14 protein-coding genes and 3 tRNA genes are annotated in these 16717 nt (G+C 45.4%); 11 read left to right on the top strand and 6 right to left on the bottom strand.

The features are described from left to right. Window positions 1–1253: 1253 nt before the first annotated feature. The 6 genes from QT996_RS22140 to QT996_RS22115 all read left to right on the top strand — a co-directional run bounded on the left by QT996_RS22140 (window position 1254) and on the right by QT996_RS22115 (window position 5609). Window positions 1254–1478 (top strand): hypothetical protein, encoded by a 225-nt coding sequence (locus QT996_RS22140; protein WP_006635912.1) that lies wholly within the window; start codon window positions 1254–1256, stop codon window positions 1476–1478. A 627-nt stretch (window positions 1479–2105) separates the two neighbouring features. Continuing rightward, window positions 2106–2357 carry a TIGR02450 family Trp-rich protein gene (locus QT996_RS22135; protein ID WP_242725377.1) on the top strand — a complete coding sequence of 84 codons (252 nt, stop codon included), beginning with the start codon at window positions 2106–2108 and terminating at the stop codon, window positions 2355–2357. Window positions 2358–2933: 576 nt separating this feature from the next. Continuing rightward, window positions 2934–3095, top strand: coding sequence for a hypothetical protein (locus QT996_RS22130; protein ID WP_333048945.1), 162 nt, complete (start codon window positions 2934–2936; stop codon window positions 3093–3095). Between the two features lie 882 nt (window positions 3096–3977). Next, window positions 3978–4247 carry a hypothetical protein gene (locus QT996_RS22125; RefSeq protein ID WP_333048943.1) on the top strand — a complete coding sequence of 90 codons (270 nt, stop codon included), beginning with the start codon at window positions 3978–3980 and terminating at the stop codon, window positions 4245–4247. Between the two features lie 456 nt (window positions 4248–4703). After that, a complete protein-coding gene (gene scpB / locus QT996_RS22120) occupies window positions 4704–5219 on the top strand; it encodes an SMC-Scp complex subunit ScpB (RefSeq protein WP_333048942.1) in 516 nt (171 codons plus the stop codon). 42 nt (window positions 5220–5261) lie between these two features. Continuing rightward, on the top strand, window positions 5262–5609 hold the full coding sequence (locus QT996_RS22115) for a DUF760 domain-containing protein (protein WP_333048940.1): 348 nt from the start codon (window positions 5262–5264) through the stop codon (window positions 5607–5609). 311 nt (window positions 5610–5920) lie between these two features. Here QT996_RS22115 and QT996_RS22110 read toward each other — a convergent pair whose 3' ends face one another. After that, window positions 5921–7141 carry an HhoA/HhoB/HtrA family serine endopeptidase gene (locus QT996_RS22110; protein WP_333048938.1) on the bottom strand — a complete coding sequence of 407 codons (1221 nt, stop codon included), beginning with the start codon at window positions 7139–7141 and terminating at the stop codon, window positions 5921–5923. A gap of 251 nt (window positions 7142–7392) precedes the next feature. On the opposite strand from QT996_RS22110, the gene QT996_RS22105 reads away from it, so the two are divergent. After that, window positions 7393–8370, top strand: coding sequence for a M23 family metallopeptidase (locus tag QT996_RS22105; protein ID WP_333048936.1), 978 nt, complete (start codon window positions 7393–7395; stop codon window positions 8368–8370). 74 nt (window positions 8371–8444) lie between these two features. On the opposite strand, the gene QT996_RS22100 is transcribed toward QT996_RS22105, so the two are convergent. From QT996_RS22100 to QT996_RS22085, 4 genes are all read right to left on the bottom strand, one after another. Continuing rightward, a tRNA-Thr gene (locus QT996_RS22100) sits at window positions 8445–8516 on the bottom strand. Between the two features lie 70 nt (window positions 8517–8586). Further along, a tRNA-Tyr gene (locus QT996_RS22095) sits at window positions 8587–8671 on the bottom strand. 192 nt (window positions 8672–8863) lie between these two features. Then, window positions 8864–10681 (bottom strand): ABC transporter ATP-binding protein, encoded by a 1818-nt coding sequence (locus QT996_RS22090; RefSeq protein WP_333048935.1) that lies wholly within the window; start codon window positions 10679–10681, stop codon window positions 8864–8866. 288 nt (window positions 10682–10969) lie between these two features. Further along, complete coding sequence (locus QT996_RS22085; protein ID WP_333048933.1) at window positions 10970–11110, bottom strand: hypothetical protein; 141 nt, start codon at window positions 11108–11110, stop codon at window positions 10970–10972. Window positions 11111–11328: 218 nt separating this feature from the next. Here QT996_RS22085 and QT996_RS22080 point away from each other — a divergent pair. The 4 genes from QT996_RS22080 to QT996_RS22065 all read left to right on the top strand — a co-directional run bounded on the left by QT996_RS22080 (window position 11329) and on the right by QT996_RS22065 (window position 14784). After that, a tRNA-Gly gene (locus tag QT996_RS22080) sits at window positions 11329–11400 on the top strand. Window positions 11401–11648: 248 nt separating this feature from the next. Then, window positions 11649–12053: a hypothetical protein gene (locus QT996_RS22075; protein ID WP_039888086.1), complete on the top strand. Its 405-nt coding sequence runs from the start codon at window positions 11649–11651 to the stop codon at window positions 12051–12053. A gap of 4 nt (window positions 12054–12057) precedes the next feature. Then, window positions 12058–13323 (top strand): glutamate-5-semialdehyde dehydrogenase, encoded by a 1266-nt coding sequence (locus tag QT996_RS22070; RefSeq protein WP_333048932.1) that lies wholly within the window; start codon window positions 12058–12060, stop codon window positions 13321–13323. Window positions 13324–13644: 321 nt separating this feature from the next. Then, window positions 13645–14784, top strand: a complete 1140-nt coding sequence (locus tag QT996_RS22065; protein ID WP_333048931.1) for a fatty acid desaturase — start codon at window positions 13645–13647, stop codon at window positions 14782–14784. Between the two features lie 59 nt (window positions 14785–14843). On the opposite strand, the gene QT996_RS22060 is transcribed toward QT996_RS22065, so the two are convergent. Further along, window positions 14844–16547, bottom strand: coding sequence for a lipoxygenase family protein (locus QT996_RS22060; RefSeq protein WP_333048930.1), 1704 nt, complete (start codon window positions 16545–16547; stop codon window positions 14844–14846). Between the last annotated feature and the right edge of the window lie 170 nt (window positions 16548–16717).

Genomic DNA, 16717 nt, shown 5'->3' with positions numbered 1-16717 from the left:
CGCGTCATTGGTTTTCTCACTGGATGGTCTTGGATTTTACATTCTTTATCTCTATCACATCTTTAAAAAAATGGTATTAGAACGCCTAACCCTACTCACCACAATAATTCTCACATTGTGCAACGCCTATCAATTAATATCTTTAATTAACGTCCAGACTTCCCTTAACTAGCGGGTCTACCGTCAAAAATGAGTTTTTTTTGACCCTAAAAATGGCTGTAAATATATATTTTTTAAATTATAAATAAGTTCTAAATAAGTTAATTATAAGGCAACTTAAAACAGTTAATTTTTCTATTTCATCACGTAGGCTTATCAGCTTAATCTAGAGTTAATTTTAACTGGAGTGACCAGCCAATAGGGATATATAGAATTGCTATCTAAGGCAAATGGCTAAGGCAAAATCGCCTTAAAAAATCGGGTAGGCAGAGTTAATTCTTTTTATCCCTCTTTGTGAGCTATTAGGGGCGCTCGACGGATGGAAGACTGTTTAAACTGGTTCGGTTTTTAAATTATTAGCAGTGACCGATCTGTTATGAATTATACAAAATAAGCCGTTACTGGGTATTCTCGCGTCGGAGCGATCGCCCCCAATGAATTCAGGAAACAGATTTACCCCCACACAGCACAAAATATCTGGATTCGCAAGCTGCAAGTCTTCGTTGGCAAGGAGCTCGCAAAGCTGCCTTAATTAACACAAATAAGGGGTTTGCAAGAAAATCCAAAAAATATTTCCTTGACAAACAAGAATAAAAACTTGCTCGCTTATTGTAGCCCCGGTAACAACACGTATGCCTGAAGTTATAGTCCACAGCCAAGTCTACGGGAGGATCTAAATCAATAGGGTGATGTGGCAGTGTCTGGGTGTTAAGAGGGGCGATCGAAGAGGAATGTTCCAGCGATCGCTTTCCAATCGGGGAGTCTAAAACCTAGGAAGGGAAGGAGTTGGAGACAATGCTGAACTTTTTGAGTTCAGGAAAGTAGCGTTAGCACTAAACTCTGCCGTATTGTGGAAATCGAGCCAAATTTGTAACAGTTCTTAACTATAAATAATTCTGCCAAAACTGCTAGCATAGTGACACTTTTGCTAGCAAAAACAGATAAAGTAAATAAAGTTGGCTAGCTCTAGAGGCCCCGATCCCCATCCTGGGGAAGTTGAATCAATTTGATTCATACCAAGTGGTTTTAGAGTTACAATCGGAACCAAAGCATCGCTATTTAACTGAGTTCTTTACTTACTTTTACTTTCAGCTATGAACGTGGATTTTATCAAAGCCCAAGTCAGGTTGCTACAGGGTGCAAGTTCATCGGAGCGAGAAACCCTTATTAAAAACATCGGCGTCTGTGCTGGCGTGATCCGACCCGGAGAGTACGTGACTCCACAACGGAAGCACGCCATCACTCTTTGGCTCCAAACAAATGCGGTTCGCCTCAGGCTTCCCCAACTTCCTCTGGACTTATCCGGCCAAAAACCTTAACAGGGAAGTAATCAAGAGGTAGCGACAGAATCAAAGAAATTAGTCAATCTTACCTAAAAGTGCTTTTTTATTGAGCTGTACAGGATCAATGAAACACGATTAAGATTGAAAAAATGTTTGTAGGGAAAGTTGGGCTCGAAAACACGCCTGTGGACAAGAAGCGGCCGACCGCCTTGGTAGAAGCAGGAAGTGAGCGTCAAACCTGCTCTAAAAGTAGATTTGACTAAGTTTCACAGAACGGATTATTGTGCACAACTATAACCTGGGTTATTTGCTTTTAGATTTGAGATTCACGATTTAGCTCGTATTGGATAAATAGGCTATTTGTGGATCGCCTGAAAAATTATCCTATTCAATAGGTATAACTAATTACAGGGGCAGTCATTGAGCTGCCCTTACTTTTGAACCCGAGGGGAAAACGCTGCAAGTTACAATAAACGCATCTACTTAGAGATAGAGTTTAGGTAAACTCTCATGTAAGCTGCAGGGCCTCTATATTATCTGTTATGTTCGACATGGGGAGAGGGGGAGAGGATTTGACGAGCTTTAAAAGGGAACTAATATCATCAAACAGAACGAGTTATTAGAATTAACTTGCTTTCTAATATATTTTTCCACAAAAATACTGTGAGCAAAAAACAAAAATTTCCTTATTTAGTTGGTTCCCGATGGACTTCACACCAAAAAACTTGGGGGTGGCGACACTTTCAAGTGGTAAACCGAAAAAACGAAGGTAAATGGGTATTTGCAGAAATGGTGGCGGCTTGCGATCCAAATGTTCGTTTTTGGCTCAACGCCGCACAACTCAAAGACCGATCGCTCTGGCAAGCTGGATGGCAGTCTACGCAAGAATTAGAGGAATTAGAAACAGCAGACTAAAAGACAGCGCTATGGGGTAGAGTGAGGTAGACAGGGGTAATGACTAATGGCAACAGGGTAAAATAATGAAAAAAAAGTTGTGTTATTGGTGTGTTTGCTAGTTAGTGCTGCATTGGGCGGTGGATTTTCCGAAGTGTCATCGCAACCAAGGCGATCGAGCGCAGCAAAACTCTGTCTGCCGATATTCCAACTCCTGCAGCGGACTTGTCCGGCCTAGCCCTTACCTTACAAGACTTGCCCGCAGGTTTTACAGAGATGCCACCTGCCACAATCAAAAACATAGTCAGCCGTACCCCAAACTTTACACCACCAAGCGTGTTTGGTTATTAGAAGAACGATGAGCAGCAGTTTCAAGTAGTCACAGCATTTACAGCGCAACTGCCCAACCGGAGCGATCGAGCTAAATTTGATGCTGAAATCTGTGAAGGGAGTTTTGCACAACAGTTCTCCCAAGGTTTAAACAGTCGTAGTAACAAAGAATTTCAGTTTGCTAATCCTACCGCTTTAACCTTAGAAGACAAGATTGGGGAGGGATCGGCTGGGTGGACAAATCAAGGAAAAAAACAAGGTATCACCATGAATGACGAACTCGCGCTGTTTCGGCGGGGAAAGATAGGAATTTTTGTGGCGATTATGTATCTCGACAGCACTAAACCGACTATCACGATTAGCGAAGCAGCGCGCAAATTAGACAGCCGGATGATGGAATTGAAACCCGACTTAACTCAACCGCAATAAGTCGGGGCTGCAAGCTGTAAAAAAAATCAGTTTTCTACCTGCAGAGGAGACTTAGATTAGTTCAACTAAAAAAACTCGTGCACAAATAGCAGATAAACCAGGTTTTTATGGTATTAGTACCGATGAATATCACCAGCAATTTTAGTCGATAGAACCCGGCTTCTGCGTCCAGAAATGATATCATGTCTGTTGAATTGCTCGTTATAAAATTTGGTAGCCCGGTTGGGGCGGGTTTATAAATATTGTGGATGTGAATTACAGATTGTTGGTGAAACTCGCCCCAAGAAGTATTGTGGTTAATTAACCGGACATGATATGACTGAGAAGAAAGAGCTTTGTTGCCAGTAAATTATACCGAAATACCTATGTATGCCTCTGTTTCTCTGTAAAAAGCCTGCAAGATTTACAACACAGTACCCGTTGTCAATGACCATTCGTTCACGATTGAAGCCGGAGAAATGTTCGGTTTCCTATGTCCTAACGGTGCAGGAAAATCGACACAATTCGGATGCTGACTACCCTGACTAAGCCCAGCAGCGGTTAAATCCAGGTAGCTGGATATGACGTGATGCGGCAAAGCTTGCAAGTGAAACAGTGCATTAGGGTCTTGCTCCAACAAATCAGTGTTGATAATTAGCTTTTAGTATGGGAAAATATTGAGTTTCACGGGTCGATGCACCACATTCCAAACTAGATACGGCAACAGTTAATTAAACAGGGGTTGGAATATGTAGAATTAGCAGAAAAGCGAGATGATTTAGTAAAAAAAGTGGGGAGGGGGGAATGAACCAGAGGTTGCAAATTACCAGAGGACTTTTGCACGAGCCGCAAATCTTATTTTTGGAGGAAGCGACGTTACGGTTAGACGCGCAAAGGCGGTGATTGTGGGAAATTATTCGAGATTTGAACAAGCAGGGAATGAAAATGCTGTTGACAACGCATTATATGGATGAAGTGGAGTATTTGTGCGATCGCATCGGCATTATGGACGGTGGCAAGCTAATTAAACTAGGAACGTTGCCCCAACTGCGGCAAGAACATGACCAAGGGTTAGTGATGGAACAAATAGGCGTTCGCTGGAAATATAAGTTTTTTCCTACTCTGGAAGAAGCTAATTTATATCTGGATTGCAAAATGATAAAAATGGAATGAGCGTTCTTCCTTCTAATTGAGAGGATGTTTTTGTATAATAGCTGACTGGCAGACAGTTAGATTGATAAATAGCTAATGGCTAAGTTCGATACTTTAACGTGGAAAATTGGCGATTAACACTGCTATTTATTTAGCCAAAATATCGGAAGCCCGGGAAGCAAAAAAAGTTTAACGCTCTACTTCTAGGGGCTAGGTGCACTATTACGCACCCTATATATAAATTTTATGCGTTCCGGACTGAGAGAAAAAAAATAAAAATGAAAGAGTTAGGTTTTGTCCCTCAACCTAACCTACACTATTAATCATTTGTGTAAGGGGAAGGTTTATTACCAATTCTAATTATTCACGACACGCAAGTTAGTGAGATACGGATAGCTGTTGTTTTCCTGATTACTTCTTCTTTCTTGCTTCCTCCTTCTTCTTTCAACGTCCCAATTTCTAATTACTAATTCCCAAATGACTCGCTTAGCCACAACAATAGAAGCCATACTTTACCTAAAAGGTCAGCCAGTGTCGATCGCAGAGATTGCCGAGGTTGCCAAGTGCGATCGAGCGGAAGCCGAAGACGCCATCATCGAACTCATGTCTGACTCATCCCGCCGCGACAGTGCTTTAGAAGTCGTAGAAACCCCCACGGGATACAGCCTGCAACTCAGAGAAGAGTTTGCCAGTTTAATGCAAACTTTAATACCTCCAGAATTAGGTGTTGGAGCTTTGCGGACGCTGGCTGCGATCGCCCTCAAAGGCGGCATCGCTCAGCCAGATTTAGTTAACTTGCGAGGTTCAGGAGCTTACCAACAAGTGCAGGAACTTGTAGAGATGGGTTTCGTCCGCAAAAGGCGACCGAGTGAAGGGCGATCGTATTGGTTACAAGTTACCGATAAATTTCATCGGTACTTTCAAGTAGACCAACTGCCAAAACAATTGCAAATAGACTTTCAGGCAAATTTGTACCCAAGCAATGACGAGTAGTTTGAAGTAGAATGTAACCAGCCAGAAATTAAGAATCGCCAAATGGTTTTTCACCCTGACTTTGACAGTTCCAATGCCCAACAAACCGCAGTCAATCCACTGCTGAAGTACCTCCAACACCAATCCCCGGAGGTTCTAGCCCGCGTCGCCAAGTCCGTCAGCCCAGAAATCAGAGAAATAATCTCTCATAACGTTCAAGGACTTGTCGGCGTTTTGCCTTCAGAAAATTTTAACGTCGAAATTACCACGGACCGCGAAAACTTAGCAGGTTTGCTAGCTTCAGCGATGATGACAGGCTATTTTCTGCGACAAATGGAGCAGAGGATGCACCTAGAAGAAAATTTAGCAAGCACCAGCTCGATTCCACCAAACTCGCCCAAAGACAAGTAAAAAGATCAACGGGTTGGGGAAGTCAGAAAGATGAAAGTTGTTCAGAAAAATCCATAATCCTGAATCATGGAGGCACAGGGAATTAAGAAACCGGGCTGTTAACCGGATATCCCTGGCGCTACACCGACGATTTTGGTGAAAAAATCCGGTTACTGCTTCCAGGACAGGACTATAAAGCATCACATTTATCTTTCATCCTCCACCGTTTGCAAATACATACCAGTTTCACAAAAGAATGCAACTGTAAGCAAGCTCGACATCCTTATCGAGTGAGTCATTCCCTATTTCTTAATCGAACCTGGAAAATTGTATTACCCGCCGGCCGGGCTACCCGATAGGGGAAAAGCACCCGGACGTACTTTAATTTTCTGAACTTGACCCAAACGGTTAATTTCCACTTCTAGTTCTTTGCCCACCACAGTGCTTTCCACCCGTTCTTGCACATCCCCGGGAGTGTTCACCGCAATTCCGTCAATTTTTTGAATGACATCTCCGGCGCGCAAGTCGGCTTTTTGAGCGGGGGAATTTTCCACGACTCGCGTCACGGCTACGCCTTGATCGAGGGTAATTTTATTATTATCGAGCTGTTTGTTGAGTTCTGCCTTGGTGGCAGCAGTTAAGCTGACCATTTGAATGCCGAGATAGGCGTGTTCGGCTTTACCATTGGCGAATAACTGATCGGAAACTCGTTTGGCGGTTTCGATCGGAATTGCAAATCCCAAGCCCTGAGCGTCGGCGCGAATGGCGGTATTGATGCCAATTACTTCGCCTTGGTCATTGAGTAGCGGCCCGCCAGAATTGCCGGGGTTGATGGCGGCGTCGGTTTGGATGAAGCGGACTCGCTTGTCCGGGATGCCGACTTGGGAACTCGATCGACCCGTAGCGCTGATAATGCCCACAGTCACGGTATTGTCTAGACCTAAAGGATTGCCGATCGCGATCGCCCACTGTCCCGGTACAATATTGTCTGATCGACCCAAAGCCACCTGCGGCAGTTCCTTAGCATTAATCTTAACAACAGCGACATCCGTCAGCGGATCGACTCCCTGCACCTTACCCTCAAACTCGCGGCCGTCTTTGAGTGTCACCTTGACAGTATCCGTCCCGGAGACAACGTGAGCATTAGTAACGATGCGGCCGTCAGAAGTGAGAATAAACCCGGAACCCGTACCCCGCTTGATGCGTTCTTCAGGCTGCGGTAAATTGTCTCCAAAAAACCGACGAAACAAAGGATTTTTGAAAGCTTCCGGCACTTGATTCGCCACCTTGCTTGATGCGTCAATCCGCACTACAGCCGGGCCGACTTTTTCGGCTGCTTCAGCAATAAAATTGGGATTGCTGCGATCGACAGCCCGATTTTCCAGAACTGGAGGAGACGCATAGGGGGGGATTTGCTGGCGCACTACTGGCAAAACCAATCCGGTTTCCAGATTGTTTGAGCCTTGCAGATAGCGATTTCCCAACCATCCCATACCTCCGCCGATTGACAGCAAAGTCACATAAAGGGTCGTTTGCTTAAAAGATAAACTCATTTAATAACTCCTGCTAAATACCTCATCCCCGCAGACACGTTCCGAATCCACCATTTTTGTCTTGGCGACGGGAAGGAAGCGGGGCGGGGCGTACCGCTTCCTCAAGAACATAGCTGTTAACAGGCAGGCGCTGATAGGCATCACAGGCAAAAATTGCCTGATTTTCCATCAGCGATTAAAACTAATAATTCTCATCCTAACTTGGCTTAGCCTGGGATTTACAGTCTGGGGGGTGGCTAGAGTTTTCAAATATGCCGTTTCACTCGACTAGACAATTGTCAATTGTCCGAAATAAATACTTTTTTCTCTACATTATGAGGTTTAAACGCTTATTTCTGCTGATTTCTGCACTACTTTGGTCGATCGCACCCGTTGGGAAAACGGTGGCAAATACCCAGATCCCGCCTGCAAATCTTCCTTCAGGTACACCTGTAGAAAACCCTGACCCCGCCCGCGATTGCCCGAGTCCGGCTATGTCTCGGTTACGCCGCCACACTGTGGCCCAGGGCGAAACAATAGAAAGCATCGCGCGGCAATACAATGTGATTCCTGGGGCGCTGATCGGCATAAATCCGACGTTGCGGGGCGGTCGAGTATCTGCTGGAAGTGCGATCGTCATTCCTCCGTACAGTGGCATCGAGGTAGAAGTGCCTGCGGGCTGGAATTGGCAAAAACTGGCAGAAGCTTACAAAGTGCGCGCAGATTTGCTATTTGAGGCGAATGGGTGCAGGCCTTTGGGGAAAACGGTGTTTGTGCCAGCGGTGAATAGGTCGATCGGGCCTTCTGTAAATCCCGATACAACGCCATCGGTGCAAGGATTTCCGCTGCCCGCCCCTGCAGTGGAAGCTTTGCGTTACGGGCGGCAATTGCATCCGGTGCGCCGCGAATTTTTTTTCCACAGCGGCGTAGATTTTTTGGCGTCGGAGGGTACGCAGGTTTTAGCAACGGGCGAGGGAACTGTCGCCTTTGCCGGGCCGCAGGGAGATTACGGGAATTTAGTTGTGCTGAACCATCAAGCAGGGAAGCAAACGCGCTACGCTCATTTGAAAGATATTGCCGTAAAAGTCGGTCAAAAAGTACAGTCGGGAGAAGTTTTGGGAACTGTCGGGATGACGGGAAAACGGGACATTCCGCAAGCTCATTTGCATTTTGAAGTTCGGTACAATTCGGGTTTGGGTTGGGTTGCTGAAGACCCGCTGCTTTATTTGCAAGCGACTATTAAAAAATAGGATAAAAAATAGGATTGGCGGTTGAAGAAGCAATTCAACCGCCCAGATTCTTTTGTGTTGCATGATTTAGTAAAAGCCCGTGGCGAGATTTGAACTCGCGACTTCCTCCTTACCAAGGAGGTACTCTACCCCTGAGTTACACGGGCATAAAAGATTAAAAATCCTCAATTAAAATTTCAACTTTTAATTTTTAACTTTTAACTTTTATGTAAGTTGTGGTGGGCCGGGCTGGATTTGAACCAGCGTAGGCGTAGCCAGCGGATTTACAGTCCGCCCCCATTAACCGCTCGGGCACCGACCCATTTGTACCCACAGTTAAACATCCTAGCAGCTTCTTCTTTTTTTGCAACAATACATCAGAAACTCTAATCCAAAGTAGTGAAGATATAAGTTAAATCTGAGAATGGCATCGGGAATAGGGCATCGGGAATGGGGAATTGGTAATTGGTAACTCATCAGCACAGTCAACACTCAACACTCAACAGACAAGTGACTAATTCACTAATTCCCCGGTTTCTTGCAGGGAGTGCAGGCGGCGGTAAATACCTTGTTGGCTTAAAAGTTCTTCATGGCTGCCAACTTCGACGATTCTACCGCCGTCGAGTACGACGATCGCATCGGCTTCGCGAATTGTACTCAGTCTGTGGGCAATAATTATGGTGGTGCGCGTACCGAGGATATTCTGCATGGCTAGCTGGATCGATCGCTCGCTTTCATAGTCCAAACTAGAAGTAGCCTCATCAAAAATTAACACATCCGGCTCAACCAACAGCGCCCTCGCAATCCCCAACCGCTGCCGCTGACCGCCGGACAAGCGCATTCCTCGCTCCCCGACAACTGTATAGTAACCTTGGGGCAACATCCGCACAAAATCGTCTACTTTGGCAATGCGACAAGCATCCTCAACTTGCTCGAAACTTGCATTTCGGTTTCCGTAAGTCAAATTTTCCAGCAAAGTACCGTTAAAAACGTCTACTTCTTGGTGGACAATCGCTAAACGCTGCCGATAGCGAGTCACGTCTAAGCTGCAAATGTCTTCGCCGTCGATCAGAATGCGGCCCGAGTTTGGTTCAAAGTAGCGAAACAGCAGTTTAACTAAAGTTGATTTCCCGGAACCCGATCGCCCGACTAATGCTACAGTCTGACGGGGATGAATCAATAAATTCACATCCTGCAAAACGGGTTTTTGACTGTCGTACCCGAATGTCAAACCGCTGAACTCAACTTTGCCGGTAAATTTATAAGGCGACGCCGATCGAGCATTTTCTGCTAAATTAACCGCATCAACACCGTCTGGCGTTTGCATAAACTCGTGGAACCGGATCATTGAAGAATAACGCCGCGCCAATAATTCGGCGATAATGCTAATCGGACGCAGTTGGGAATATGCCATGCTTGCCAGGGTGTAGACGGTAACAAAATATCCGAGGGAAATTTTGCCTGCAACCGTGGCGGCTAGGCTAAAACCAAGAACAGAAAACAAACACAACTGGACGATCGTCTGCTGGTATGTCCCCAGGGTGACGTATCCTTTGTGAATGCGGTTGATCACGACTTTTAATTCGCGATCGAGTCTGGTGGTTTGCCTTTTGAGTTCATCGCTTTCTGTCGCAAAAGCTTTGACTGTTTTGATGTTGGTGATAATTTCCGAGTTGCGGCTTTCGGTATCTTCGATGTATTCATCCAGAATTTCTTCCCGCGCAGTCACCTGTTGCAGGCCTTTGAGGGCGAAACTGAGGATAAATAGGAATGAAACCAAAATTAATAAGCCAATCCGCCACTCAATTAACCAGATAACGGCAAAAATGCCGATTAAGCGGACGACTTCGGGGATGAATTCGCCGGCAATTTCTGGGTAAGTCCAAGTATGGTTGGCAATGCCTTTGGCGATGCGGCTGGCAATCCGTCCAGCGTTGTTTTCGTCGTAGAATTCTAGGGGTAAGGTGAGGATTTTCCCGATCGCACTTCTCATTTGATCGCGCCTTGCCCTCAATGGTATCGCCCAGTGGAACCAATTTCCCACCCAAGGCTGTACCGGTGCTTTAGCGACTGTTACCAGAAAAATTATGCCCAGCAAGACGGATAGCGATAATATTTGGTTGGGTGAGTGCTGGGTAACAGAGGCGATCGCTGTTATGAGTTTTTGGGTTACGGTATCTGTAGGTTGACCCGACAATACGTTTAATATTTGACCGATCGCGTAGGGAACAAGCAAATCGGCTAGTGCCAAAACGCTGGATGCGCCTATGCTGTAAACTGCTATTTTCCAGTAGCGACTGTAGTATTGGAAAATGTCCTGAAAGCTTGCCATAAATTCTTGTTGAGATACAACCCTTGCAAATACTTGCATCTAAAATTGCGCTGTCGGCGCGCTTTGTTTACAAGTGTACTACAAAAGTAGTTGATCGGGGAGTCATCTCGGCTCATGCTAGCGACTGGCCCGATCGGGTGATTTATGGCAATCCTTCGAGGATCAGCAATCGATCTGCATTCCTGGGCAATAAACTCAAGACTAAGGGTAAAAAAATGCAAAAGACAGAATTTTTCTTAAATTCTGCCTTCTGACCAAGCTTTCTAATTTTTACGTTTGAGTAGCCTGTTAGCTGAAGGTGTAGGCTGATTGCAGCGCCCACCAGATCAAGAAGCCGATTCCGCCGGCAATGACAATCGCCGACATGGCGATCGCAATTGGGCTGTCAGCTCCCTTGAACTTCATGATTCCGCGATTTAAATCTGACATGACAGTGTTCTCCCACAATTCCAGCTTGATTGTAGCTTTGCCGTCGGCCGATGGCTGTGACTCTTCACGGCAATTACTGATTTGGTTAATAATCTGGCTGCTGAAATTTCAGGTGGGGACTGGCTTTGGGGGTTTTTACGGGGTTTGTGAAAAAAACTTACTAAAAAGACTTGACAAATTCCGAGAATTGAGACAATATTGTTAATACCGCAGGAAATGCGGGTGTAGCTCAGTGGTAGAGCGTCACCTTGCCAAGGTGAATGTCGCGCGTTCGAATCGCGTCACCCGCTTTAGAAAATAAAAAAAGTAACAAAACCGGAAAGTAGATCAAGAAAGTTTTCGGTCTACTCCTAAGGATGGTTGAAAATACCTAAGTTAGTGGTAAGATTGAATGCAGAACTTGCAAGTCAAAATTGCCGATCGGACGATATCTCGGAATAGGCAGTTGAAAGCCTTGTGATGGCGGAATTGACAAGTTTGATAAAGTGGATAGGTTAACGATTATTTTTGTAAAAACGCTTTTTTTATCCGATCGCTAGTGCCATCTCAAAAAGCTCCAAAGATTGACTTAAACGATGAGTACCCCTGTCCTTGCCGACGCCGGGGTCGTCTAGTGCCTATAACGTTGACAGAAGCCTTTGGATGCAACCGCTGTCAACAAATATTTGTATTGGACGAAAGTGGATACGTGATTGAGCAACTATCAACGAACTATCCTTACAAGCAGGCTTGGCGGTGGACGGGCAACCAATGGAACAGAGCGCATCCGGGTTTGAAGGCCCATTATTTGCCACTGGCTTTGGGTATGATATTGGTGCCGCTAGTGATTTGGTTGCCCTTGGCGCTGCACTCGCCGGGCCCGAATATTATTCTCTGGGCAATGGTCGCCGTGTTGCTAGCAATGTTGCCGGCGCTGATGGTATGGCTGGCTTATAGGCGGTAGCTAGATGATAATAGAGGATTTTACCCATTCGTCAGATGCCGCAAATGTGGCGCGTCGCGCTTACCAAGCTTCTTTGGAGTTGGCTACGACAAAGAGTGCTGATCGCGCTGCAGGTTTGCAGGCGATGGCGGGCGCGCTGAAACGCCGGCAAAATGACATTTTAGAAGCAAATACTCTGGATTTAGAAGCGAGTCGGGACATGGCGATTCCCGAGTTGATTGTGGAGTGGCTGAAGCTGACGCCGGAACGGATCAAGACAACTGTGCAAATTCTGGAACGGTTGGGAGAAATGCCAGATCCGATCGGCAGGGTGATCAATGCTTCTTATCAGGTCGATCGCTGTCAGGTTTACTGTCAGTCGCTACCGCTGGGGGCGATCGCTCTTATTTACGAAGCGTTTCCCGAATTGGGGGCGATCGCAGCCGGTTTGTCTCTCAAAAGTGCTAACAGTTTGATTCTTAAAGGTGGCAGCGAAAGCTGGCAAACTAATACTGTAATTGGAGAAGCTTTGGTGTCGGCGATCGATGAGGTCGGTTTGCCCTCAGGATGTTTGCAGGTACTGCCGCCGGATCGGGGCGCTTCGATCCGAGAATTGGTCACTCAAGACCAATATCTCAATTTAATTATTCCCTACGGCAGGCCAAGTTTGGTGCAGCAAGTAGTAAGGTTATGCACAGCACCAGTTTTGAGGTCGGCAATGGGAAATTGTTACCTTTATTGGTCACCTACTGGCAGTTTGGAGATGGCTAGGTGGATGATTTTGGACAGCCATCAAAGCGTTCCCGATCCTGTTAATGCGATCGAGAAAGTGCTGATCGATCGCAACCAAAAGCCTTCTTCCTTAGTTAGGCTGTGGAACAGTTTAAAAGAAAAAGGCTTTCAAATTAGCGCTGATGCGGATCTCGTCGCCGATTTCCCAGACTTGAAGCTGGCGGAACCATACGAGTGGACTCAACCGTATTTAAACAAAACCATCGCGTTTAAAGTTGTCGATAGTTTAGAGATTGCGATCGGCTGGATCAACCGCTATAGCAGCGGCCACGCTGACTGCATCGCCACTGAATCTTACTTAGAAAGTCGCCAATTTGCTCTGGATGTTAACAGCGCCTCAACTTTTATTAATGCCTCACCTCGGTTTTGGCGCTATCAAAATCGGGGAGATGCGATATTTTTGGGAATGTCCAACCAAAAAGGTTATCGTCGAGGATTGATCGGGTTAGATACGCTGACGACAATCAAAGAAATTGTTCAAGGAAACGGACTTTTTTAATTTTATAGGTTATTTGGGATTGGTTATTGAGATTAAATCCAACTGAAAAGTGGGAGAGTATTATCGATAAGTAAGCCTTTAAGAGGTGTTCCCAAATTATTTCTATAGGATACAATAATATCTTGGTACAAAAATTAGGCAGCCTTGATCTAAAGCAATTTGATCACAAGCTCCCGGATAGCCACAGTGGAGACAGATAAAATATCCGCAGCCTGACAATAAGCCGCCGGATTTATGTGTGGGTTCCATCTAAAAGTGGGTAGGGGATCTAATTAAATTTAGAAACTTATTAAGTCAGATGAAAATACTCTTAGCTATAACATGAAATCCGAAAAATTACTCCATACTCTAGAGAAGACGGCAACGCCTACTTTAGCCGCAGAAACGCTAATTCATCACTCGGTATATACAAAAAAATTGCGTCCGCTGCTTCCCTCAGATGCCTTTGAACCCGATACCAGCAAGTTAGCAATACTATTCATCAACGCTGCTATTTTATTGCTGGGGTGGGGAATTGCTGCTAATCTCGATCGCTGGCCTGTCTATCTTTTATGGCTTTACTTACCTTTAGCCGCGATTATGGGCAATAGTATCATAGTTTTGCTATTTAGCTCCCACGATTTGATGCACGGTAGCGTTCAGAAAAAGTCGCGCCTCACTTATCCGATCGCCTTTTTGGGGCTAAATATGCTGTTCATGCCACCTACTCAGTGGAAAAATCTGCACAACCTCGTACATCACAATAACACGAATTCTTTGGCAGACCCCGATCGCAACTATCTGTACCAGCAACCAGATACTTGGGGAAAATGGATTCAAAATTTGTTTGTACCGTCGGTGGAAGTCAATCCGCTGTGGTTAATTGTAGGGATGACCGGTTCGTGGTTAGTGCATAATTTCCGCAATCTCACCTCGGTACTGTTATTTAATGATAAATCAGTTGATTATGTACCGGCTGCTTTTACAGTTAGTGCTAAAGATAGAGGGGCGATTGCCTTTGAATGTGTGGGAATTTTAGCCATTCATGCGAGCATTTTGTTCTACTTAGACTTTCATCCGCTAAAAATTGCTCTCAGCTACATTTTGCCGATCGCAATTGGTCATGCAGGGGCAATGTTTTACATCTATACCAACCACATGGGTTGCCGGATGACCGACATTAATGACCCGCTGATTAACAGTATGTCAGTGCGGGTTCCTAAAATATTTGACCTGCTGCACTTAAATTTCTCTCACCACACAGAGCATCATATTTTCCCCAGCATCAACTCCGACTATTATCCGATGGTGCAAGAGTTGTTGCAAATTCACTATCCCGATCGCATGAATTTAATCGATGCTGGTAAAGCTTGGCGGTTGCTGATGCAAACACCCCGGCATTATCAAGATGAAGTCACCTTCACGGATTCGTCTGGTACAATGTGCGTGAATTGCTCGATCGCTGAAGACTACAAAAGCTGAGAATGGGCAAAGGAATTTTCTTTTGGGGTGGGTGTCTCGCCCACCCCAAAAATACACTCCTACATACTGATGCTATTGAGTACCAACGAAGGCTTGAGAGCAATGTAAGGAATTACTCGTTTTTGATTATTGGCATCAATCTTTTGTTCTGCCATATTCAAATTTTGCTGGAACTGTCTCACTAGCAGTTCGATAGGCGTTCCCGCAAAAACTTCGTCGAAACTCATCCCGTAGAGTTCTCGGAAAGATTTATCGTAATAACCCAAACGGTCATATCGATAAGCTGACAAAATAAACATAATTTGCAGTTGGTCAGCCGCTCGTTTGTACGGAGGAAGCAACCGTAAAATGTCCTTTTCCGTAATCAGTTCTAGATTACCCGAATCGGTAATTCTAGGAATGTCCCGGTAGGCGGCCAAGGGCATATTGGCAGCAAAACTCATGTATTCATACTGGGGAAAATTGACTGCTGAATGCTGCGGGCCGCAGGTAAAAATTATAGTTGTGACAATTTTAATTAATTGTTCAACTGTGTTGATTTTGGTTGGCATTCCTTTGACTTTACCGCCCTTAGCCGAAGCTAATTCTTTGGCCCAAGCTTGCAATTCCACATCTTGGGCGATCGCGCTCTCCGTCGGGTAAAAGAAGTTGAGATAGCCCGATACAAAGGTTTCAATCGCATTCCACAGCAGCAATCCATCATCTCGGTAAGGGTAGTGAGGCAGTTGATTTGTGTCATCCATTCCCCGATTTTTCAGTTCTGCGGGCAAGGCAAATTGATCGAGACTCCACGTACTGCACGCCTCTCTACTTATTTCTATTGTCTCTGCCAAGGTGCCGGCTAGCAATTCATCGACGGGCCCGCCGGGAGCGATCAAGTGAGAACGCGCCAGATCGTTATTGGTCAACATAAAGCGAAAGTGCGGTTTCAGCAGCAGGCTAAGCGGGTGATTTTTAGCCAACTGTCGGGCGGTGACGATCGCGATTGGTTCCATGACAAGATGAGTTCGACCTAAATGGGAACTCATTTCATGGTGATTAGCATCTGCCACTTGTACACAGAGTTTCGCATACAGCCAATCGATAGGAGGATCGAATGGGGTAGAGACATGGCTACCCGGCGTCGGATCTAGTTGAATGGCAATAGGTGTCATTTCACCGCGATCGCGGATTCCCGTCCACCGCCAAGCGAAAAAAGCCCGCGGTTTAGGCAAGTATTTTCTGCCTTTTTCATAGGTTCCGCCTCCAATTTTCGCAGGCGCGCGATAGTGTTGGTCAGTACCCGTGTAATCGGCAATGTAAATGTTTTTTTGCTGCAACTCTTGGCCCAGATCGAATAATGGGTGCAAACTGGAAAGACCGGCCAGTGCTTGTGCCCGAGGATCGCTCGCATCTAAGAGGCGAAGCACCATCGGATTTGCTCCAGACAGGCGCTGTTCTGCAAAAGAGCGATCGGTTTGGTAAATGTTGGCAACTCCAGGTAGCGGCAGCAGAGTAAAGAAATCTTCATAGTCTTGGAGTTCGTCGAGAGGATCGAGAAAAGTTCTCGCATCGGCGGCCAGCATATTTGCGGGAAGTTCCGATGTTGCTAATATCCGTTCTGCAATATACTTACTCGAAAAATTCTCGACTGGTGGCACATCTTTCAATAATGCCAAAGGTGATAAACTGTCATAGTCAAACTGATAAGCTTTTTGCTGACGATTCAAGGAATCGTGGCGCTGTTCTTGGTTCGGGTCGTCTTGAGGAAGAGAAGGTTTCATATTGTCTACCATTGTATAAATCTACTCTCTTTTTGTAGTAAAATATCGGACATCATCACTATTGATCGAGGATGGAATTTAAAAAGAATTGTCCACGCTCACGCTTAATATAGGTCTTATTCACCGAGCAATAATGTTATTCCGGATTTTTTTAAACTCAGAAAAATTCC

Origin of the sequence: Microcoleus sp. S13C4, from assembly GCF_036700865.1 — a bacterium.
Classification (GTDB): Bacteria; Cyanobacteriota; Cyanobacteriia; order Cyanobacteriales; family Microcoleaceae; genus Microcoleus.
This window is presented reverse-complemented; position numbering and strand designations above follow the sequence as displayed.